This is a genomic window from Leclercia sp. GLN_9, from assembly GCF_043105735.1.
Taxonomy (GTDB): Bacteria; Pseudomonadota; Gammaproteobacteria; order Enterobacterales; family Enterobacteriaceae; genus Enterobacter; species Enterobacter adecarboxylatus.
The window spans coordinates 63,270-82,554 of the sequence record NZ_JBICLV010000043.1 but is presented as its reverse complement, the minus strand read 5'-3'; the positions used below and the strand labels follow the sequence as shown (position 1 = coordinate 82,554).

Below are 19,285 nucleotides of genomic sequence, written 5' to 3'. Positions count from 1 at the left end.
GTAGAGAATACCCATGTCTGAAGAAAAAGTTGGTCAACACTATCTTGCCGCCCTGCATCAGGCCTTCCCTGGCGTGGTGCTGGATGAAGCCTGGCAGACCAAAGACCAAATCACCGTGACGGTGAAAGTTAACTACCTGCCGGAAGTGGTCGAATTCCTGTACTACAAGCAGGGCGGCTGGTTGTCGGTGCTGTTTGGCAACGACGAACGCCAGCTCTGCGGCAGCTATGCCGTGTACTACGTGCTGTCGATGGAGCAGGGCACCCGCTGCTGGCTCACCGTGCGCGTGGAAGTGGACGCCGATAAGCCGGAGTTCCCGTCCGTGACCCCGCGCGTACCCGCTGCGGTGTGGGGCGAGCGCGAAGTGCGCGACATGTACGGTCTGATCCCGGTCGGCCTGCCGGACGAGCGCCGCCTGGTGCTGCCGGATGACTGGCCGGACGAACTCTATCCGCTGCGTAAAGACAGCATGGATTACCGTCAGCGTCCGGCTCCGACCACCGACAAAGAGACCTACGAGTTCATCAACGAACTCGGGGACAAGAAAAACAACGTGGTGCCGATTGGCCCGCTGCACGTCACCTCGGATGAGCCGGGCCACTTCCGCCTGTTCGTTGACGGCGAGAACATCATCGACGCCGACTACCGCCTGTTCTACGTCCATCGCGGCATGGAGAAGCTGGCCGAAACCCGCATGGGCTACAACGAAGTCACTTTCCTGTCGGATCGCGTGTGCGGTATCTGCGGCTTTGCCCACAGCACGGCGTACACCACCTCGGTGGAGAATGCGATGGGGATCGTGGTGCCGGAACGCGCTCAGATGATCCGCGCCATCCTGCTGGAAGTGGAACGCCTGCACTCGCACCTGCTGAACCTCGGCCTGGCCTGCCACTTTGTCGGCTTCGACTCCGGTTTTATGCAGTTCTTCCGCGTGCGTGAGACCTCGATGAAGATGGCGGAGATCCTCACCGGGGCGCGTAAAACCTACGGTCTGAACCTGATCGGCGGCATCCGTCGCGACCTGCTGAAAGACGACATGATCGCCACCCGCCTGCTGGCCCAGCAGATGCGCCGCGAGGTGCAGGATCTGGTGGATATCCTGCTGAGCACGCCAAACATTGAACAGCGCACCGTTGGCGTGGGTCGCCTCGACCCGCAGATCGCCCGCGACTTCAGTAACGTCGGCCCGATGGTACGCGCCAGCGGCCACGCCCGCGATACCCGCGCCGATCACCCCTTTGTCGGGTACGGCCTGCTGCCGATGGAGGTCCACACCGAGCAGGGCTGCGACGTGATCTCCCGCCTGAAAGTGCGCATCAACGAAGTCTTCACTGCCCTGAACATGATTGATTTTGGCCTCGACAACCTGCCGGGTGGCGAGCTGATGGTGGAAGGCTTTACCTATATCCCGAACCGTTTTGCGCTGGGCTTTAGCGAAGCGCCGCGCGGGGATGATATCCACTGGAGCATGACCGGCGACAACCAGAAGCTGTGGCGCTGGCGTTGTCGGGCGGCGACCTACGCCAACTGGCCGACGCTGCGTTACATGTTGCGGGGCAACACCGTCTCCGATGCGCCGCTTATTATCGGCAGCCTCGACCCGTGCTACTCCTGTACCGACCGCATGACGGTGGTGGACGTGCGCAAGAAGAAGAGCAAGGTGGTTCCTTATAAAGAACTGGAACGCTACAGCATCGAACGCAAAAACTCGCCGCTGAAATAACCCGGAGCACCCATGTTTACCTTTATCAAAAAAGTCATCAAAACCGGCACGGTGACGGAGTCGTATCCTCTCCAGCCGATTGCGGTCGACAAAAATATGCGCGGCAAGCCGGAGCACGACCCTAAGCAGTGTATCGGCTGCGCGGCCTGCGTGAACGCCTGCCCGTCTAATGCGCTGACGGTGGAGACCGATTTAAAAAACGGTGATCTGTTCTGGCAGTTCAACCTGGGGCGCTGCATCTTCTGCGGACGTTGCGAGGAAGTCTGCCCGACTACCGCCATCAAACTCTCGCAGGAGTATGAGCTGGCGGTGTGGAGTAAGGCCGATTTCCTCCAGCAGTCGCGCTTTGACATCTGCCACTGCCGGGTGTGCGAGCGCCCGTACGCGGTGCAGAAAGAGATCGACTACGTGATCGAACTGCTGCGCCACAACGGCGACAAACGCGCGGAACGTCACCGGGAAAGTTTTGAGACCTGCCCGGACTGCAAACGCCTGCAAGGGCTGACCCCCTCGGACAAAATCCATCTGACCCGCGAGATGAAGGAAGCGACACGATGAGCGAACTCTTAGGCCCACGTAACGAACAGGGGATCCCGGTGCCGGTGACGGTGGATGAGTCTATCGCCAGCATGAAGGCCTCGCTGCTGAAAAAAATCAAGCGCTCGGCCTACGTCTACCGTGTGGACTGCGGCGGCTGTAACGGCTGCGAGATCGAGATCTTCGCCACCCTGTCGCCGATTTTCGATACCGAACGCTTCGGCATCAAAGTGGTGCCATCTCCGCGCCATGCCGACATTCTGCTGTTTACCGGCGCAGTGACCCGCGCGATGCGCTCCCCGGCGCTGCGCGCGTGGGAGTCGGCCCCGGATCCTAAAATCTGTATCTCCTATGGCGCGTGCGGCAACTCCGGCGGCATCTTCCACGACCTCTATTGCGTCTGGGGCGGCACCGACAAAATCGTGCCAGTGGACGTGTACATCCCCGGCTGCCCGCCATCGCCTGCCGCCACCCTGTATGGCTTTGCCATGGCGCTGGGGCTGCTGGAGCAAAAAATCCACGCCCGCGAACCGGGCAGCCTGGACAACCAGCCCGCGGAACTGCTGCACCCGGAGATGGTTCAGCCCCTGCGGGTACGCATCGACCGCGCCGCGCGCCGTCTGGCGGGCTACCGCTATGGCCGCCAGATCGCCGACGACTTTATGCGCCATCTGGTGGATGGAGATAAAAGCGTGGCGGCCTGGCTGGCTCAGGAGAACGACCCGCGCTTGAATGAGATTGTGGCGAACCTCCTTGAGGTGGTCGGGCAGGAGCGTATCTGATGAGCGAAACCGTGGTGTTCAGCCAGCTCAGCCGCAAGTTCATTGACGAAAATGACAACACCCCCGATGACGCCCAACAGGTGATCTACTACGGGCTGGCCATCGGCCACCATCTGGGGGTGATCGACTGCCTGGAAGCGGCGCTGACCTGTCCGTGGGAGGACTACCTGGCGTGGATCGCCACCCTGGAAACGGGCAGCGAGGCGCGGCGCAAAATGGAGGGCGTGCCGCGCTACGGGGAGATCGTCATCGACGCTAATCATATCGTGATGCTGGCCAGCGCCTTCGACGCCGCAATGGCGCGGCAGACGGCGCAACAGCAGGCGTGGAGCGAAGCATTGCTTGGCATGCTCCATGCCATTCACCAGGAAAACGCCATCTATCTGATGGTTCGGAGGCAACGTGACTGATGTTTTACTCTGCGTCGGCAACAGCATGATGGGCGACGACGGTGCCGGTCCGCTGCTGGCCGAGATGTGCCGCGAAGCACCCCGCGGTGACTGGGTGGTGTTCGACGGCGGCAGCGCCCCGGAAAACGACGTGGTCGCCATCCGCGAGCTGCGCCCGGCGCGCCTGCTGATTGTCGATGCGACGGATATGGGGCTGAACCCCGGCGAGATCCGCCGCATCGACCCGGACGACATCGCCGAGATGTTTATGATGACGACCCACAATATGCCGCTGAACTACCTGGTGGATCAGCTGAAGGGGGATGTGGGGGAGGTGATTTTCCTCGGGATACAGCCGGATATTGTAGGGTTTTATTATCCGATGACGGAGAAGGTGAAGGGGGCCGTCGAGAGGGTTTATGAAAGTCTGGTGGATAGGGATGGGGGGAGGGCGTTTGGGGAGTTGTAGGCGCTCTGGTTAACGGGGTTATGGGGAAAGGGTTCGCGGAGATGCGGACTCTTTTTTGTGTGTTGAGCAGGGAAAAATTAACTGCCGTTGTCTGATAATCCAGGATGCGGGATAAAACGCGCCAGGGATTTTAATGGATGCATGAGGATAAGTGTTCTGGGAGTCGGAGCATGTGAAATGCCAGGGGAGATGTTCATGCTTGCAGTGGTGGTGAGCCTGGCATCAGGTTGCACACCGTTACAGCCTTCGTGATGCCACAAAACCTCGGCAATAGGGAGTTGCAGTTCTGGGCGCTGGGAAGATCGGGATTTCTGGGGCGCACAGACGCGGGTGATCAGGGCGGCAACAAAGGCTACTGTGTGTCGTTAAAAATGGAAGCCGAAAAAGCGAAGCTCCCGGGGTTTAACAATTCAAAGATGTATCCGGATTTTCAAAAGGCTGGGGTTGATGTGCGGCGGTAGCCTGAGAACTATTATGAGGGACCGCTTTGTGCCAAAAGCGGACGGTCACTCAGTGTCGAGCAAGTATAGGATTGCGCCTAACGATTTAAAAAGTTATAAAAAGCATAAAAAAATAGTATTGAGAGGTTTCAATGAACCGGCAGCCATTTACTTCATCTGCACTTAAGCGTAATTTAAGTGAATCTGAGAAAAGTTTTTACTTTAGTAAAATAAATAGTAAAGGATTAGAGTTATTAATCAATGAGGCAATGTTGATTGCTGATGAAAATTTTCGCTCTGGAGTAAGTGTCAAAAAATTAAATGTAAAAGGACGCTGTGTTTATTCCGCATCTAACTTAAAAGAGAAATTGATATTAAGGCATTGTAATTCTAACTTGAAGTGCTTGGAATCATTATTGCCCAAGTAAAGAAATAAAATAATCGATGAGTTAAAGATTTATCTTAAGGAAGGTACGAAATTTAAGGTTTATCGACTAGATATAAAATCTTTTTTTGAATCAATTCACTTGCCTCAGCTTTTTAAATATATGCATGATGAGTCGAGACTATCTAGACATACAAAAAATCTTTTAGAGTGGTATCTTAAAGCCTGTGAGCGTATTCATGAAACAAAAGGTTTGCCTAGAGGCCTTGAAATTAGTCCGATGCTCTCTGAATTATATTTGTCTGAGTTTGACTACAATATTAATCGGCATCCGGAAGTATTTTATTACTCGCGATTTGTAGATGACATGGTAATTGTTTCAAGTGGAAATGAAGAACAAGTTTCTTTTATGAAACAGGTGGAATTGTTTCTTCCTAACGGTTTGAGGATAAATAAAGACAAGCTAAATATTTCTCCATTGATCCCTAAAAGAAGTAAAGGTGATAATAATAATGATAAGTTACTTCATAAATTTGATTTTCTTGGGTATTCTTTTTCAATTGTGGATACGGCATTATCAAAAAATGCAGTAAACAGTATATATAGACGTGTAGTTGTTGATCTATCAAATAGTAGACTAAAAAAAATAAAGACCAGAATATCAAGATCTTTCTATGCATTTAAAAATAATGGTGATTATAAATTACTGCTAGACAGGATTTCTTTTCTAACAAGTAATAGAGATTTAAATAGAAAAATTAAATCATTGAGTTCAATTGAGAAAAGCAAAATCAGTACTGGAATATATTATAGTAACGCAAGGTTAGATGAAAACTCTAAGGCATTAGAGCAACTTGATAAATTTTTAATATATTGTGCCATGTCAAATAAAGGGCGTTTAAGTAATGTTTCCAAATATTCCTTGACCCTAAGCCAAAGAAAAGAGTTGTTGCGAAATAATTTTACAAAAGGTTTTTCTGAAAGAGTTTACAGAAAATATAATTTCAAACGTTATACAGAGATTACAAAAATATGGCTCTGAAAAAGAATATCAAACTTGATAAGAAGGATTACACCAGGGCTTTATTGTGTGATACTCAGCCCGCTGATTGCCCGATTATTTTCTCAAATGATGGGCTTTATGTGAATTTAGCCGATTTTGAGGTGAACTATAGAGTATCGACAGATTTCACCCCTTTTTCATCTTTCTTAAAAAACATTATCAATCCTTCATTGGATTTGTCTATCTCTGTTGATGAAAGAGAACAAAAAAAGAGAAAACAAAGTTTTCCTTTCGGTTATTGCATTGTTAAGGATGTTTTTAGTTTAAGACGCCTTTCTTTAATTCACCCTAGATCTCAACTTAATTACTGTGAATTTTACAAAAATTACTCGTCAGTAATAACCTATAACTCCTCAAAAAGTAATTATTCAATAAGATTTCCTAAGAAGGTTGCCAATTCATTTTTTTTATATGAGAGAAATGAAGCGGAAAGATACAAAGGAGAGGATATTGAAACGACTGAGGATGAATTAATGAGGAGATATTCTTCTTCATATTTTTCATATGGTGGTTTCAATAGAATATATAAATTATTTCAAAGTAAAGTTTTTTTTGATCTTGAGAAAAGATTCTCAACAATGTGGATGTTGGATGTATCCCATTGTTTTGATAGTATTTATACTCATTCCGTATCTTGGGCTTTAAAAAATAAAACTTTTATTCGTAAGCATGTGGCTAATGGCAATCAATTTGGTCAAGAGTTAGACACACTAATGCAACGAAGCAATAATAATGAAACAAATGGTATCCCAATAGGTTCAGAATTTAGTCGGGTATTTGCAGAATTAATCTTCCAGCGTATCGACAATAATATTGAGTCGGACCTTATGAATGAGCATGGGTGGGTAAATAAAAAAGACTATGTTATATTAAGGTATGTAGATGATTTTATTGTATTTTGCAACAATGAATCTAATGCTGAAATGATATCTAAAACCATTAACATGAGGTTAAATGAGTTTAATCTTCAGTTAAATGTAAATAAATTCAAAAAATATTCTAGACCATTCTGCACCAGCAAAACGGGATTGATTATTAAGATTAATGAATTGATTCAAAGTTTGGAATCAAAATTATATAAAAAAGACGAAGGTGTTATTACACTTAATAACATAAGAAGTAAGCATGATTTAAAAATTTATATGATTAATAATATAAAGTCTATATGCTTAGATCGTCAGTCTTCATATTCAGATGTGTCGGCATATATATTATCCTCATTATCTAAAAGATTAATATCGCTCATCCATTACTTTTCTTTTGGAGAAGGTAAAAATGAGGAAGTTAAAAAAATAAAAGATGTCATATTTACGTTATCTGATTTAATGTTGTTCTTTTTCAGCGTAAACCCAACAGTATCATCCTCATACAAATTATCTAAAACGATGATTATCGTTAATAATTATTTGAAAGAGATTTCTACTGATTATAGCAATATTTTTATGACATCACTGGTAAACACTGCAGAGAATATCAATTTTGGTGATAATGACAATGGATTGTTTATTGATGATTACATATCTATTGAAAAAGTAAATTTAATTTTGGCAGCAACATTTTTTGGAGATAACTACCTGATAAACACATCTTTCTTTAATGGGATTTTGCATAAAAAGAAATTGGATTATTTTACGATAATTTCATTGCTTTTCTATTTTCGAAATAGGAATCCATTCCAAGAACTCAAAGGTATAGTTGAGGGAAAAATTGTAGATTTACTATGCTCGGATATGGATTTGTTACAGTCTTCAGAAAAAGCACATTTATTTTTGGATGTAATGTCTTGCCCATTTGTGTCAATAAAAACAAGAAGGCTTATTTATAAAAAATATCTCAAGTGTTTTGAGCCAAAAAAGCAAAGGACACACTCTGAGATCGAGAATGATCTAGCGTCTCTGCTCAAATTTTACTGGTTTGTCAAGTGGGATGAGCTAAATCTTTTAAAGATGATAGAGAAAAAAGAATTGAAGGAAAGTTATTGACCTGATATAACGTTATTGTGATCAGTTTCGAAATACTTACGTATTTTTGGTGAGATATAATCATATGTTACCGATGATACGATTTCGCTGGCTTTAGAATCGGCTTAATTGCTTAAACTTATGCTAATAGACTTGCCTAAGATCTAATCATTCTTTGGAATGAAAGGAAATTTCCAGATCCAGTTGAGAGTTATCACATACTGTTTGTAGCTTAACCGAGATAGTTTGTGTTGCTTACACACCTGATGTTGAGAAACTGGTCACACCTTCTTCTAGTATTCTAGTGAATTCTTTATTGCATAGAACGTGAGTTTGGGCATATAGAGACGTGAATAAAGATTTTATCTGTAATCTACACTTATTTCATGATGTTATGGATTTTTATCGCCTATTATCTTCACTCCACCGCCATTGGTAAATAGACGTATCATAGCCCCTGGATGGCTCTAGTAAGTGAATTCACAGTCAATACTAATGTCCGTTTTTCGCTCTTAGCTGACCTTGCGGCTCTTCAGTAAATCCACTTTTGGCTGTGAGTTCAAACGATGAATGCCACCACCAATACTGCTAGCGTATAAAAAGTCAAACACTACAACCGCCCAATGCCAACCCCATCCTCAACCCCATTCAGGGGCCAACCATAGCCCCTTATCAAACCTGAAATCAGTCAGCCTTCACCAACTTCCACTCACACTCAATGCACCCTGATATACGGCTCCTTCACAAACTCATTCAGCAGCCAGACCAGATCGTGCAGCAGCCCCGCCAGTTCTTTCTCGACTTTGACGGACAACGTTCCACCCAGAATTGCCTGCACCAAAGCCAGCGCATAATCCACTTGGGGAGCGGTTTCCTGCCAGCAGTCCGGCATACAGGAGTTAAGCGTTTCCCCCTGGATCAACTGGGCGATAAGGTGCGGCGGGAGTTCGGCATCACAGCGTTCACGCAGTTGGCGCAGCGCGTGCAGCAGACCTTCGCAGAGCGCAATGCGGGATGCTCTGTCGTCCGTTTCGATCAACACACTCACCAGCGCGGCGCAGCGATCGGCGACCTCGAAGAGATCCGCAGCAGCAGAAAGCGGCGTAGTCAGGGAAGCGGGAATAGCCTGTTCGTCAGATTGCGGGTAAGTCAGGGTGGGGATAGTAGTCATCATGACATCCTCTCTGTATTAATTGAATTAACCAGCCAAAGAGTTCCTACGCTCAAAGGAGGTAGCACTGACGGAGGTAGGAATGCCGCCTACAGAGAAAAACGGCCAGTCTCGCGACTGCTCCGCCAGTGCCACCGTGATTTTACGGGATATGCACTGTCGCGACATATAAATATCGCTCTGTAGAATACGGGTTCCTACGCCCGATTGCGGATGTGCCGCAACGCCGTCACTTTACGAGCCTGATTTCGGGATTAAAAGCCTTAACCCTGAATTACATAAGGTTACTTTAAGGTTTGCGAGCATCCTTCCAGAAAGGCCACGCGGGGGCGCTTCGCTTGCCCGATCTACCATGCCAATACCGTCGCTTTTCAAATGAATAACCTTCCCGGCGCTCTAACACCTACAGCAAACCCGTCAACACTGTCATCGTCACTTATGTCGATGACACCCACTCATCCAAATAAAAATCATAAATTTCAATGAATTAACTTTTGGCGCGGTTTATGCATACTTCCGGCAAGCTAACCATCATTCCGGAGATTAAGGATGAACCGTTTCATCATCGCCGATGCCAGCAAATGCATCGGCTGTCGTACCTGTGAAGTGGCCTGCGTGGTGTCGCACCACGACACACAGGACTGCGCCTCGCTGACCCCGCAGAACTTCCTGCCGCGCATTCATGTCATTAAAGGCGTCAACGTCTCCACGGCCACCATGTGCCGCCAGTGTGAAGACGCCCCTTGCGCCAGCGTCTGCCCGAACGGGGCGATCACCCGCGATAACGATTTTGTTCACGTCCACCAGGAGCGCTGCATCGGGTGCAAAACCTGCGTGGTGGCCTGCCCGTACGGCGCGATGGAAGTGGTGCTGCGTCCGGTTGTGCGCAGCATCGGCGCCGGGCTGAATGTGATGTCGGAAAAGGCCGAGGCCAACAAGTGCGACCTCTGCTACCACCAGCCGGACGGCCCCGCCTGCATTCAGGCCTGCCCGACCAATGCCATCGTCTGTATCGACAGGCAGAAGCTTGAGCAGTTGAGTCTGGAAAAACGCCGCCGTGCGGCGATGGACACACTTTCCTCGCAGATGCTGTAAGCCTCTGCCTTCTTTTCACTTTTAGCAGGTCTGTTACTGATGAAAAAAATCACCAGCGTCTGCCCGTACTGCGGTGCGGGCTGTAAATTAAAACTTGTCGTTGATAACAATAAAATTGTTCGTGCCGAAGGCGCGCAGGGCGTCACCAACCAGAATCAGCTGTGTCTGAAAGGCTATTACGGCTGGGATTTTCTCAACGATACCCGGCTGCTGACGCCGCGCCTCACCCAGCCGATGATCCGCTACCAGAGAGGCGGCAAGTTTGTGCCGGTCTCCTGGGAGGAGGCCATTCGCTATACCGCCCGACGTCTGAGCGAAATCAAGGCCAACTATGGCCCGCGCGCCATCATGACCACCGGCTCGTCCCGCGGCACCGGGAATGAAACCAACTACGTAATGCAGAAGTTCGCCCGCGGGGTGCTCAACACCAACAACGTCGACTGCTGCGCCCGCGTCTGCCACGGGCCGAGCGTGGCCGGGTTGCAGGAGACGCTGGGCAACGGTGCGATGAGCAACTCCATCAGCGATATCGAAAACTCAAAATGCCTGCTGATCTTCGGCTACAACTGCGCCGACTCGCATCCGATCGTCGCCCGGCGGGTGATCAAAGCGAAACAGAACGGCGCGCGGGTGATCGTCTGCGATCCGCGCAAAATCGAAACTGCGCGCATTGCCGACCGGCATCTGCAGATCCACAACGGCTGCAACATGGCGCTGGTGAACGCCTTCATCTACACCCTGCTGGACGAAAACCTCTATAACGCCGACTACGTGGCCCGCTACACCGAGGGGCTGGACGTGCTGCGCGAAACGGTCAGTGAGTACGCCCCGGAAAATGTCGAGGAGATTACCGGCGTCAGCGCCCGGGAAATCCGTGATGCGATGCGCATCTACGCCGCCGCGCCGTCCGCTACCGTGATGTGGGGGATGGGCGTCACCCAGTTCGGGCAGGCGGTTGACGTGGTGAAAGGGCTTTCTACCCTGGCGCTGCTCACCGGCAACCTCGGGCGCGAGCACTGCGGCGTCGGCCCGGTGCGCGGGCAGAATAACGTGCAGGGCGCGTGCGACATGGGGGTGATCCCCAACCAGTTCCCCGGCTATCAGAACGTGACGGACCCGCATGTGCGCGAGAAATTCGCCCGGGCGTGGGGAGTCGATCCCGCCCTGATGGATGACCAGGTCGGCGTGCGGATCACCGAAGTGCCGCACCTTGCGCTGGAGGGCAAGGTCAAAGCCTATTACATCATGGGGGAAGATCCGCTCCAGACCGAAGCCGATCTGGGCCTGGTGCGTAAAGGGTTTGACGCGCTCGACTTCGTGGTGGTGCAGGACATCTTTATGACCAAAACCGCCGAGGCGGCAGATGTGCTGCTGCCCGCCACTTCCTGGGGCGAACACGGCGGGGTCTTTACCTGCGCCGACCGGGGTTTCCAGCGCTTTGAAAAAGCCGTTGAGCCAAAGGGCAACGTCAAGCGCGACTGGGAGATCATCAGCCTGATCGCCACCGCGATGGGCTACCCGATGGCGTACCGCGATAACCAGCAGATCTGGGACGAGATGCGCGAACTCTGCCCGCTGTTCTACGGCGTGACCTACGAAAAAATGGGCGACATGGGACACATCCAGTGGCCGTGCCCGACACTCGATCATCCGGGCACGCCGTGGCTTTACGCGGACAACCGCTTCGACACCCCGAGCGGCAAAGGGCAGTTGTTCGCCGCCCCGTGGCGCAAACCGGCAGAGATGCCGGACGCCGACTATCCGCTGGTGCTCTGCACCGTGCGCGAGGTGGGGCATTACTCCTGCCGTTCGATGACCGGCAACTGCGCGGCGCTGCAAACCCTGGCCGATGAGCCGGGCTTTGTGCAGATCAACCCGCAGGATGCGGAAAAGCTCGGCATCCGCGATCGCCAGCTGGTGTGGGTAAGCTCCCGCCGCGGGAAGGTGATCAGCCGCGCCGACGTCAACGAACGCATCAATGAAGGGGCGGTATACATGACCTATCAATGGTGGATTGGGGCCTGCAACGAGCTGACCCAGGACAACCTCGACCCGGTCTCGAAAACCCCCGAAACCAAATACTGCGCGGTGAAGATCGATACCATTGCCGATCAATCCTGGGCGGAAAACTATGCCCAGACCACCTACAGCGCCATGAAACAACGCCTGCGCGAGGCGGTAGAGAGTTAACGCATGTGTACAAACGGCACGCTGCTGCGCATTCGCGGCAAAGTCCAGGGGGTGGGGTTCCGCCCCTGGGTCTGGCAACTGGCCCGGCAACTGGGGTTGAAGGGCGACGTCTGCAACGACGGGGCAGGCGTGGTGGTGCGTCTCAGCGGTGAGACGCAGGACTTCATCACCCAACTGGCCGCCGGTGGCCCGCCGCTGGCGCGTATTGATGATATCAGCGAGCAGCCGTGGCACTGGTCGCCGCTGCCGGTGGCGTTCACCATTCTGCCGAGCCAGCAGGGGCAGATGACCACCCAGGTGGTGCCGGATGCCGCGACCTGTCCGCACTGTCTGGCCGAGATGAACGATCCGCGCGAGCGTCGCTACCGTTATCCCTTTATCAACTGCACCCACTGTGGGCCGCGCTTCACCATTATCCGGGCGATGCCTTACGACCGCCCGGCCACCACCATGGCGGCGTTTGCGCTGTGTCCGGCCTGCGAAGCGGAGTACCGCGACCCGGCCGACCGGCGCTTTCACGCCCAGCCGGTGGCCTGCCCGGACTGCGGGCCGCAGCTTAGCTGGGTGTGCGGCGAAGCGCGGGAAGAGAAAGACCACGCCCTGCGGGCCGCGGAAGCGATGCTTAAGCAGGGCGGGATCGTGGCGATAAAAGGCCTCGGCGGCTTTCATCTGGCCTGCGATGCCAGCGATGCGCAGGCGGTCAACCGCCTGCGCGAGCGCAAGCAGCGTCCGGCGAAGCCGCTGGCGGTGATGATTCCCGGGCGATTAGCCCAGGCCCTGCCCGCCGGGGCGCAGGCGCTGCTGCGTTCAACGGCCGCGCCGATTGTGCTGGTGGATAAGCGGCTCCTGGCCTGCTGCGAGGCCATCGCGCCGGGGCTGAACGAGGTGGGGGTGATGCTGGCGGCGAACCCGCTCCAGCACCTGTTGATGCAGGATCTGGATCGCCCGCTGGTGATGACCTCCGGCAACCTGAACGGCTGCCCGCCTGCGCTGACCAACGACCGGGCATTACAGGATCTGGCCGGCATTGCTGACGGCTGGCTGCTGCATAACCGCGAGATCGTCCAGCGCATGGATGACTCGGTGCTGCGCGCCAGCGGGGAAATGCTGCGCCGCTCCCGGGGCTTTGTCCCGGATGCGCTGCCATTGCCGCCCGGTTTTGACGCTGTGCCGTCGCTGTTGTGTCTTGGGGCGGATCTGAAAAACACCTTCTGCCTGGTGCGCGGTGGGGAGGCGATCCTGAGCCAGCATCTGGGCGATCTGGGGGATGACGACGCGCTGGGCCAGTGGCAGCAGGCCCTGAATGCGTTGCAGGATCTCTGGCAGTTTATCCCGGAGGGGGTGGTGACCGATGCCCATCCCGGCTATCGCTCAACCCTGCTGGGGGAGCAGATGTCATATCCGCACTATAGCGTGCTGCATCACCATGCCCACGCCGCGGCCTGCCTGGCGGAACACGGCTGGCCGCGCGACGGCGGGGATGTGATCGCCCTGGTGCTGGACGGTATCGGCCAGGGGGAAAACGGCGCACTGTGGGGCGGGGAGTGCCTGCGGGTCAACTACCGTCGCAGTGACCGGCTCGGCGGCCTGCCGGCGGTGGCGCTGCCCGGCGGCGATCTGGCGGCGCGCCAGCCGTGGCGCAACCTGCTGGCCCAGTGGCAGGCGTTTGTGCCCGAGTGGCAGACCCTGCCCGAGGCCGATGCGCTGCGGGATAAACCCTGGCAGCCGCTGGCCCGGGCGATCGCGCGGGGGGTGAATTGCCCAACGGCCTCATCCACCGGACGGCTGTTTGATGCCGTGGCCGCCGCAACAGGTTGCGCCCCGGCGCAGCTTAGCTACGAGGGGGAGGCCGCCTGTCGGCTGGAGGCTCTGGCGCTCCGTGGCGGGCCGGTCAGCCATCCGGTCACGTTGCCGGTACGCGACGGCGAGCTGGATATGGCGACGTTCTGGCAACAGTGGCTGGGCTGGCAGGTCAGTGCCGAACAACGCGCCTGGGCGTTTCACGACGCGCTGGCAAAAGGGCTGGCAACGCTGGCGGCGTCGCATGCCTGGATGCGCAACCTCAATACTATCGTTTGCAGCGGCGGGGTCCTGCATAACCGGCTCCTGCGGGAACGCCTGCATTTCTGGCTGAGCGATTTTACCGTGCTGTTTCCCGGGCGGCTGCCCGCCGGAGACGGCGCGATTGCATTTGGACAGGCGGTGATCGCTGCCGCGTCTTTTTCTTAAATCGGGATATCACGATGTTTATCAAATACTTCAATAACCACCCTAAAGCCATGGCGCTGATGCTGGCTTTGATCGCCACCAATGTTGTCGCCTGGGGGACGGCGTTTTACATCTTTCACAACACCCCGTCGCTGATGGCGGCCAGCCTGCTGGCCTGGTGCTACGGCCTGCGTCATGCGGTGGATGCCGACCACATCGCCGCCATCGATAACGTTACCCGCAAGATGATGCAGCAGGGCAAACGCCCGTGTGGCATTGGGGCCTGGTTCTCGCTGGGTCACTCCACCATTGTGGTGCTGGCCTCCATCGCCATCGCGGCGACCGCCACGGCCTTCAGCCGCAATATGGAATGGTTCCACGAAACCGGCGGCATGATCGGCACGGCGGTGTCGGCCTTTTTCCTGCTGGCGATGGCGCTGGTGAACCTGGTGATCCTGCGCGATGTCTGGGGCAGCTTTAATAAAATGAAGCGCGGTGAGAAGGTGCCGGAAGCGGTCTCCTTTGCCCACGGCGGGGTGATGAACTGGCTGTTCCGCTCGGCGTTCCGCCTGGTGACCCGCAGCTGGCATATGTATCTGGTGGGCTTTCTGTTTGGTCTGGGCTTTGATACCGCCACGGAGATCGGCGTGCTGGGGATCTCCGCAGCCGGTGCCTCCAGCGGGATGTCGGTGTGGGCGATCATGGTGTTCCCGCTGCTGTTTACCAGCGGCATGGCGCTGATTGATACCCTCGACAACCTGATTATGGTGGGTGCCTATGGCTGGGCCTTCAACAAGCCGCAGCGCAAGCTCTATTACAACATCACCATCACCGGCACGTCGGTGGTGGTGGCGCTGTTTATCGGCGGGCTGGAAGCGCTGGGCCTGCTGGCCGATAAGTTTGGCCTGACGGGCGGGCTGTGGAATAGCGTGGCAGCGCTGAACGACAATCTGGGCAACGCCGGGTTTATCGTGGTCGGGCTGTTTATCGTCTGCTGGATCGCCTCGCTGATTAACTACCGCTTCAAAGGCTACGACGCGCTGGTGGTTCGCTAGGCGCTGCTCGTCATCGCTGTCCGTTCGTCATGGCATTTTTGACGAATGGACAGCGCACCGCATTCTCCCTCCGTTATTTCTCTTCTTTTTCAGTGGGTTAACTTATAACTGCTTGCTGGCACACTTCATGCATACCGCTGAGGACATATTACTAACGGAGCAACTACCGATGAAGAAAGTCGTCACGGTTTGCCCCTATTGCGCATCGGGTTGCAAAATCAACCTGGTGGTCAATAACGGCAAAGTCGTCAAGGCTGAAGCAGCACAGGGTAAGACCAACCAGGGCGATCTCTGCCTGAAAGGGTATTACGGCTGGGATTTTATCAACGATACGCAAATCCTGACCCCGCGCCTGAAATCGCCGATGATCCGTCGCGAGCGCGGCGGCAAGCTGGAAGCCGTCTCCTGGGACGAAGCGCTGGATTACGTTGCCACTAAACTCAACGCGATCAAAGCCGCACACGGCCCGGATGCAATCATGACCACCGGGTCATCGCGCGGCACCGGCAACGAAACCAACTACATCATGCAAAAATTTGCCCGCGCGGCAGTCGGCACGAACAACGTCGACTGCTGCGCGCGCGTCTGACACGGCCCATCGGTTGCAGGTCTGCACCAGTCGGTCGGTAACGGCGCAATGAGTAACTCCATTGTCGGTATAGAAAAAGCCGATATGGTCTTTATTTTTGGCTATAACCCGGCGGATTCGCACCCCATCGTGGCGAACCGGGTGATCAAAGCCAAACGCAACGGGGCGAAGATTATCGTCTGCGATCCGCGCAAAATTGAAACCGCGCGCATTGCCGATATGCACCTGGCGTTGAAAAACGGCTCCAATATCGCGCTGCTCAACGCGATGGGGCATGTGATCATTGAAGAGCAGCTGTACGACCGGGCGTTTGTGGCGGCGCGTACTGAAGGCTTCGAGGAGTATCGCAAAATCGTTGAAGGCTATACGCCGGAATCGGTGGAAGCCATCACCGGGGTGAGCGCCCAGGAGATCCGTCAGGCGGCAAGAATGTACGCCGCGGCGGAAAACGCCGCCATTCTGTGGGGCATGGGCGTGACCCAGTTCTACCAGGGCGTGGAAACCGTGCGTTCCCTGACCAGCCTGGCGCTGCTCACGGGCAACCTCGGCAAGCCGTATGCAGGGGTTAACCCGGTGCGCGGTCAGAACAACGTGCAGGGCGCGTGCGACATGGGTGCGCTGCCGGATACCTATCCGGGCTATCAGTACATCAACAACCCGGAGAACCGGGCCAAGTTCGCCAAAGCCTGGGGCGTGGCGTCTCTGCCTGCCCATACCGGCTATCGCATCAGCGAGCTGCCTCACCGGGTCGCTCACGGCGAAGTGCGTGCCGCGTACATCATGGGGGAAGATCCACTCCAGACGGACGCCGAGCTGTCTGCGGTGCGTAAGGCCTTTGAAGAGCTGGAGCTGGTCATTGTGCAGGATATCTTTATGACCAAAACCGCCGCCGCCGCCGATGTGATCCTGCCGTCCACCTCCTGGGGTGAGCATGAAGGGGTTTACACCGCCGCCGACCGCGGTTTCCAGCGCTTCTTCAAAGCGGTAGAGCCGAAGTGGGACCTGAAAACCGACTGGCAGATCATCAGCGAGATCGCCACCCGGATGGGCTATCCGATGCACTATGACAACACCCAGCAGATCTGGGATGAACTCCGTCATCTGTGCCCGGATTTCCTGGGTGCCACTTACGAGAAGATGGGCGAGCTGGGCTACATCCAGTGGCCGTGCCGCGATGAGTCAGAGGCCGATCAGGGGACGGACTACCTGTTCGAGAAAGAGTTCTCTACCCCGAACGGGCTGGGGCAACTCTATACCTGTGACTGGGTGGCACCGATCGACAAGCTCACCGAGGAGTACCCGCTGGTGCTCTCGACGGTGCGTGAGGTCGGTCACTACTCGTGCCGCTCGATGACCGGCAACTGTGCCGCGCTGGCTGCGCTGGCCGACGAACCGGGCTATGCGCAGATCAATACCGCCGACGCGAAGCGCCTCGGCATTGAGGACGAAGCCCTGGTGTGGGTCACGTCGCGCAAAGGCAAAGTCATTACCCGCGCCCAGGTGAGCGATCGCCCGAATATCGGCGCGGTGTACATGACCTACCAGTGGTGGATTGGGGCCTGTAACGAGCTGGTGACGGAGAACCTCAGCCCGATTACCAAAACGCCGGAGTATAAGTATTGCGCCGTGCGCGTGGAGCCGATTGCCGACCAGCAGGGTGCCGAGCAGTACGTGATTGATGAATATCACCGGCTGAAAAAGCACCTGAAGGAGCTGGCAAGAGGGTAATGCCAGACCCTGCAAAAGCAGCCTTTCGGGGCTGCTTTTTTTTTGCTTTTGCCGCCAGCAAAAAAAGATATCTCTCTGATTGTGGACCACATTAAATTTAAAAATGAGACAACGCATTTTTTAGCCGAGAATATATTCACGCAATCAGAATGTCAGGAGAAATAAAATAACGAAGGCGTTTGTCAGCCGTTCAGCCATCCGGGTGTTTGAATGGGTAAAATAAATAATATAAACATTGCTTAGCTAATTTTTCTGTGTCTTAATAGCGTCATCGGTTTGGAAAACAGACCTTACGAAAGCAGTTTTAGTAAAGCAGTCCTCATTTCAGGTGTTATCCACAGATACCCTTCTTCATGAGTCTCCTCCTAAGTGCCAGGTAAGACACTCTCTCAATACAGGCCATCACTGCCGCGATTAAGTGGCTCATAATTAAGGAATTATCTATGTCTAATAAAATGACTGGTTTAGTAAAATGGTTTAACGCAGATAAAGGTTTTGGCTTTATCACCCCTGATGACGGCAGCAAAGATGTCTTCGTACATTTCTCTGCGATTCAGAGCGACAGCTTCAAAACTCTGGATGAAGGGCAGAAAATCTCCTTCACCATTGAAAATGGCGCTAAAGGTCCTGCTGCCGGAAACGTCACAGTTCTGTAATCTGCGTTAATTATCAGTAGTTATTACGATAGCGATGAAGGTAATAGCCTGAGCAGTTAATCTCTGCTGATAAAAAATAAACCCGCCCTGAGCGGGTTTTTTATTGCCTGAATTTAGCCTGGCCGCGCTGCGTTTATTTTTGCCGGGCGTAATAAATAAATCGCTACGTTTAAACCGGACGGCATTGACTCACCGATTGCTGAAAGCAAGCCGGGCGGCAAAGCATAAAAAGAGCCCGCCGGTGGCCCGATCCATCGCCATGATGACGCGCTTTTTTTTCAGGAGGCCGGATGCCAGCTGTGTGGACAGGATCAGCGTCACCGACCACAGGGTGCCGATCAGCACATGAATGCTGACCAGAATAAATGTCCAGATGAAAGGCGAATGCCCGGCCGGGATGAACTGCGGTAAAAACGAGACGTAAAAAATGCCCATTTTTGGATTAAGTACGTTCCCCAGCATCCCCTTTACAAACCAGTTGCTTCGGGAAGCGGGCGTTTCATCGTTCTGAGTGAATGACGATCGGGGGCGCATCAGCAGCTGTAAGCCCAGCCAGCTCAGGTAAGCCGCGCCGCAGATTTTAAGAAGGGTATACGCCAGTTCGGACCAGGCCAGCAGCGCACCCACCCCGAGTGCGACAAGCGCCCCCCAGATGAAACAGCCGGCATCAATGCCGAGCGCCGCCTGAAATGCTTTCTTTCCCCCTTCGGCGCAGGCCGTTCGAAGGATAAGGGCGGTATCAAGACCGGGGGTAAGCGTCAGCAGTAAGGCGGCGAAGGAGAAAGCGAGAAGTGAATCGGTGACAGACATTTTCTTTATCCGAAAGGACGGATGTTAGTCACTT

At 53.7% G+C, this 19,285-nt stretch carries 15 protein-coding genes and 1 pseudogene; 14 read left to right on the top strand and 2 right to left on the bottom strand.

Annotated features, from left to right (window positions below; all coding sequences use genetic code 11):
- The first annotated feature begins 13 nt into the window (after positions 1–13).
- From hycE to drt3b, 8 genes and pseudogenes are all read left to right on the top strand, one after another.
- Positions 14–1,723: a formate hydrogenlyase subunit HycE gene (gene hycE / locus ACF8PE_RS22095; protein ID WP_077226166.1), complete on the top strand. Its 1,710-nt coding sequence runs from the start codon at positions 14–16 to the stop codon at positions 1,721–1,723.
- A gap of 12 nt (positions 1,724–1,735) precedes the next feature.
- Positions 1,736–2,281, top strand: a complete 546-nt coding sequence (locus ACF8PE_RS22090; protein ID WP_032613532.1) for a formate hydrogenlyase complex iron-sulfur subunit — start codon at positions 1,736–1,738, stop codon at positions 2,279–2,281.
- Positions 2,278–3,042 (top strand): NADH-quinone oxidoreductase subunit B family protein, encoded by a 765-nt coding sequence (nuoB, locus tag ACF8PE_RS22085; protein WP_059349865.1) that lies wholly within the window; start codon positions 2,278–2,280, stop codon positions 3,040–3,042. The genes ACF8PE_RS22090 and nuoB overlap by 4 nt, the downstream gene beginning before the upstream one ends.
- The gene (locus ACF8PE_RS22080) at positions 3,042–3,452 is read left to right on the top strand and encodes a formate hydrogenlyase maturation HycH family protein (protein WP_144839306.1); all 411 of its coding nucleotides are present in this window, start codon (positions 3,042–3,044) and stop codon (positions 3,450–3,452) included. The genes nuoB and ACF8PE_RS22080 overlap by 1 nt, the downstream gene beginning before the upstream one ends.
- Positions 3,445–3,900: a hydrogenase maturation peptidase HycI gene (gene hycI, locus ACF8PE_RS22075; protein ID WP_336995064.1), complete on the top strand. Its 456-nt coding sequence runs from the start codon at positions 3,445–3,447 to the stop codon at positions 3,898–3,900. The genes ACF8PE_RS22080 and hycI overlap by 8 nt, the downstream gene beginning before the upstream one ends.
- Positions 3,901–4,095: 195 nt before the next feature.
- A pseudogene (locus ACF8PE_RS22070) lies at positions 4,096–4,361 on the top strand (tolA family protein).
- Between the two features lie 416 nt (positions 4,362–4,777).
- Positions 4,778–5,767, top strand: coding sequence for an antiviral reverse transcriptase Drt3a (drt3a, locus tag ACF8PE_RS22065; RefSeq protein ID WP_392495314.1), 990 nt, complete (start codon positions 4,778–4,780; stop codon positions 5,765–5,767).
- Positions 5,758–7,770, top strand: coding sequence for an antiviral reverse transcriptase Drt3b (gene drt3b, locus ACF8PE_RS22060; RefSeq protein ID WP_336995062.1), 2,013 nt, complete (start codon positions 5,758–5,760; stop codon positions 7,768–7,770). The genes drt3a and drt3b overlap by 10 nt, the downstream gene beginning before the upstream one ends.
- Positions 7,771–8,464: 694 nt before the next feature.
- On the opposite strand, the gene ACF8PE_RS22055 is transcribed toward drt3b, so the two are convergent.
- Positions 8,465–8,920, bottom strand: coding sequence for a hypothetical protein (locus ACF8PE_RS22055; RefSeq protein WP_392495294.1), 456 nt, complete (start codon positions 8,918–8,920; stop codon positions 8,465–8,467).
- A gap of 549 nt (positions 8,921–9,469) precedes the next feature.
- Between ACF8PE_RS22055 and hydN the strand changes: the two genes are divergently transcribed.
- The 6 genes from hydN to cspA all read left to right on the top strand — a co-directional run bounded on the left by hydN (position 9,470) and on the right by cspA (position 18,441).
- A complete protein-coding gene (gene hydN, locus ACF8PE_RS22050) occupies positions 9,470–10,015 on the top strand; it encodes an electron transport protein HydN (protein WP_032613517.1) in 546 nt (181 codons plus the stop codon).
- 39 nt (positions 10,016–10,054) lie between these two features.
- On the top strand, positions 10,055–12,205 hold the full coding sequence (gene fdhF / locus ACF8PE_RS22045; RefSeq protein ID WP_392495293.1) for a formate dehydrogenase subunit alpha: 2,151 nt from the start codon (positions 10,055–10,057) through the stop codon (positions 12,203–12,205).
- A 3-nt stretch (positions 12,206–12,208) separates the two neighbouring features.
- Positions 12,209–14,434, top strand: a complete 2,226-nt coding sequence (hypF, locus tag ACF8PE_RS22040) for a carbamoyltransferase HypF (RefSeq protein WP_392495292.1) — start codon at positions 12,209–12,211, stop codon at positions 14,432–14,434.
- A 14-nt stretch (positions 14,435–14,448) separates the two neighbouring features.
- A complete protein-coding gene (locus ACF8PE_RS22035) occupies positions 14,449–15,468 on the top strand; it encodes a HoxN/HupN/NixA family nickel/cobalt transporter (protein WP_336995058.1) in 1,020 nt (339 codons plus the stop codon).
- Positions 15,469–15,637: 169 nt separating this feature from the next.
- On the top strand, positions 15,638–17,785 hold the full coding sequence (fdhF, locus tag ACF8PE_RS22030; RefSeq protein WP_103792525.1) for a formate dehydrogenase subunit alpha: 2,148 nt from the start codon (positions 15,638–15,640) through the stop codon (positions 17,783–17,785).
- 443 nt (positions 17,786–18,228) lie between these two features.
- On the top strand, positions 18,229–18,441 hold the full coding sequence (cspA, locus tag ACF8PE_RS22025) for an RNA chaperone/antiterminator CspA (RefSeq protein ID WP_032613504.1): 213 nt from the start codon (positions 18,229–18,231) through the stop codon (positions 18,439–18,441).
- Between the two features lie 189 nt (positions 18,442–18,630).
- Here cspA and ACF8PE_RS22020 read toward each other — a convergent pair whose 3' ends face one another.
- Positions 18,631–19,251: a LysE family translocator gene (locus ACF8PE_RS22020; protein WP_103792524.1), complete on the bottom strand. Its 621-nt coding sequence runs from the start codon at positions 19,249–19,251 to the stop codon at positions 18,631–18,633.
- Positions 19,252–19,285: the final 34 nt, after the last annotated feature.

Excerpts from the sequence above, each read along its gene's own strand:
- hycE (WP_077226166.1), top strand. The coding sequence starts at position 14 with ATGTCTGAAGAAAAAGTTGGTCAACACTATCTTGCCGCCCTGCATCAG.
- ACF8PE_RS22090 (WP_032613532.1), top strand. The coding sequence starts at position 1,736 with ATGTTTACCTTTATCAAAAAAGTCATCAAAACCGGCACGGTGACGGAG.
- nuoB (WP_059349865.1), top strand. The coding sequence starts at position 2,278 with ATGAGCGAACTCTTAGGCCCACGTAACGAACAGGGGATCCCGGTGCCG.
- ACF8PE_RS22080 (WP_144839306.1), top strand. The coding sequence starts at position 3,042 with ATGAGCGAAACCGTGGTGTTCAGCCAGCTCAGCCGCAAGTTCATTGAC.
- drt3b (WP_336995062.1), top strand. The coding sequence starts at position 5,758 with ATGGCTCTGAAAAAGAATATCAAACTTGATAAGAAGGATTACACCAGG.
- ACF8PE_RS22055 (WP_392495294.1), bottom strand. The coding sequence starts at position 8,920 with ATGACTACTATCCCCACCCTGACTTACCCGCAATCTGACGAACAGGCT.
- hydN (WP_032613517.1), top strand. The coding sequence starts at position 9,470 with ATGAACCGTTTCATCATCGCCGATGCCAGCAAATGCATCGGCTGTCGT.
- fdhF (WP_392495293.1), top strand. The coding sequence starts at position 10,055 with ATGAAAAAAATCACCAGCGTCTGCCCGTACTGCGGTGCGGGCTGTAAA.
- hypF (WP_392495292.1), top strand. The coding sequence starts at position 12,209 with ATGTGTACAAACGGCACGCTGCTGCGCATTCGCGGCAAAGTCCAGGGG.
- ACF8PE_RS22035 (WP_336995058.1), top strand. The coding sequence starts at position 14,449 with ATGTTTATCAAATACTTCAATAACCACCCTAAAGCCATGGCGCTGATG.
- cspA (WP_032613504.1), top strand. The coding sequence starts at position 18,229 with ATGTCTAATAAAATGACTGGTTTAGTAAAATGGTTTAACGCAGATAAA.
- ACF8PE_RS22020 (WP_103792524.1), bottom strand. The coding sequence starts at position 19,251 with ATGTCTGTCACCGATTCACTTCTCGCTTTCTCCTTCGCCGCCTTACTG.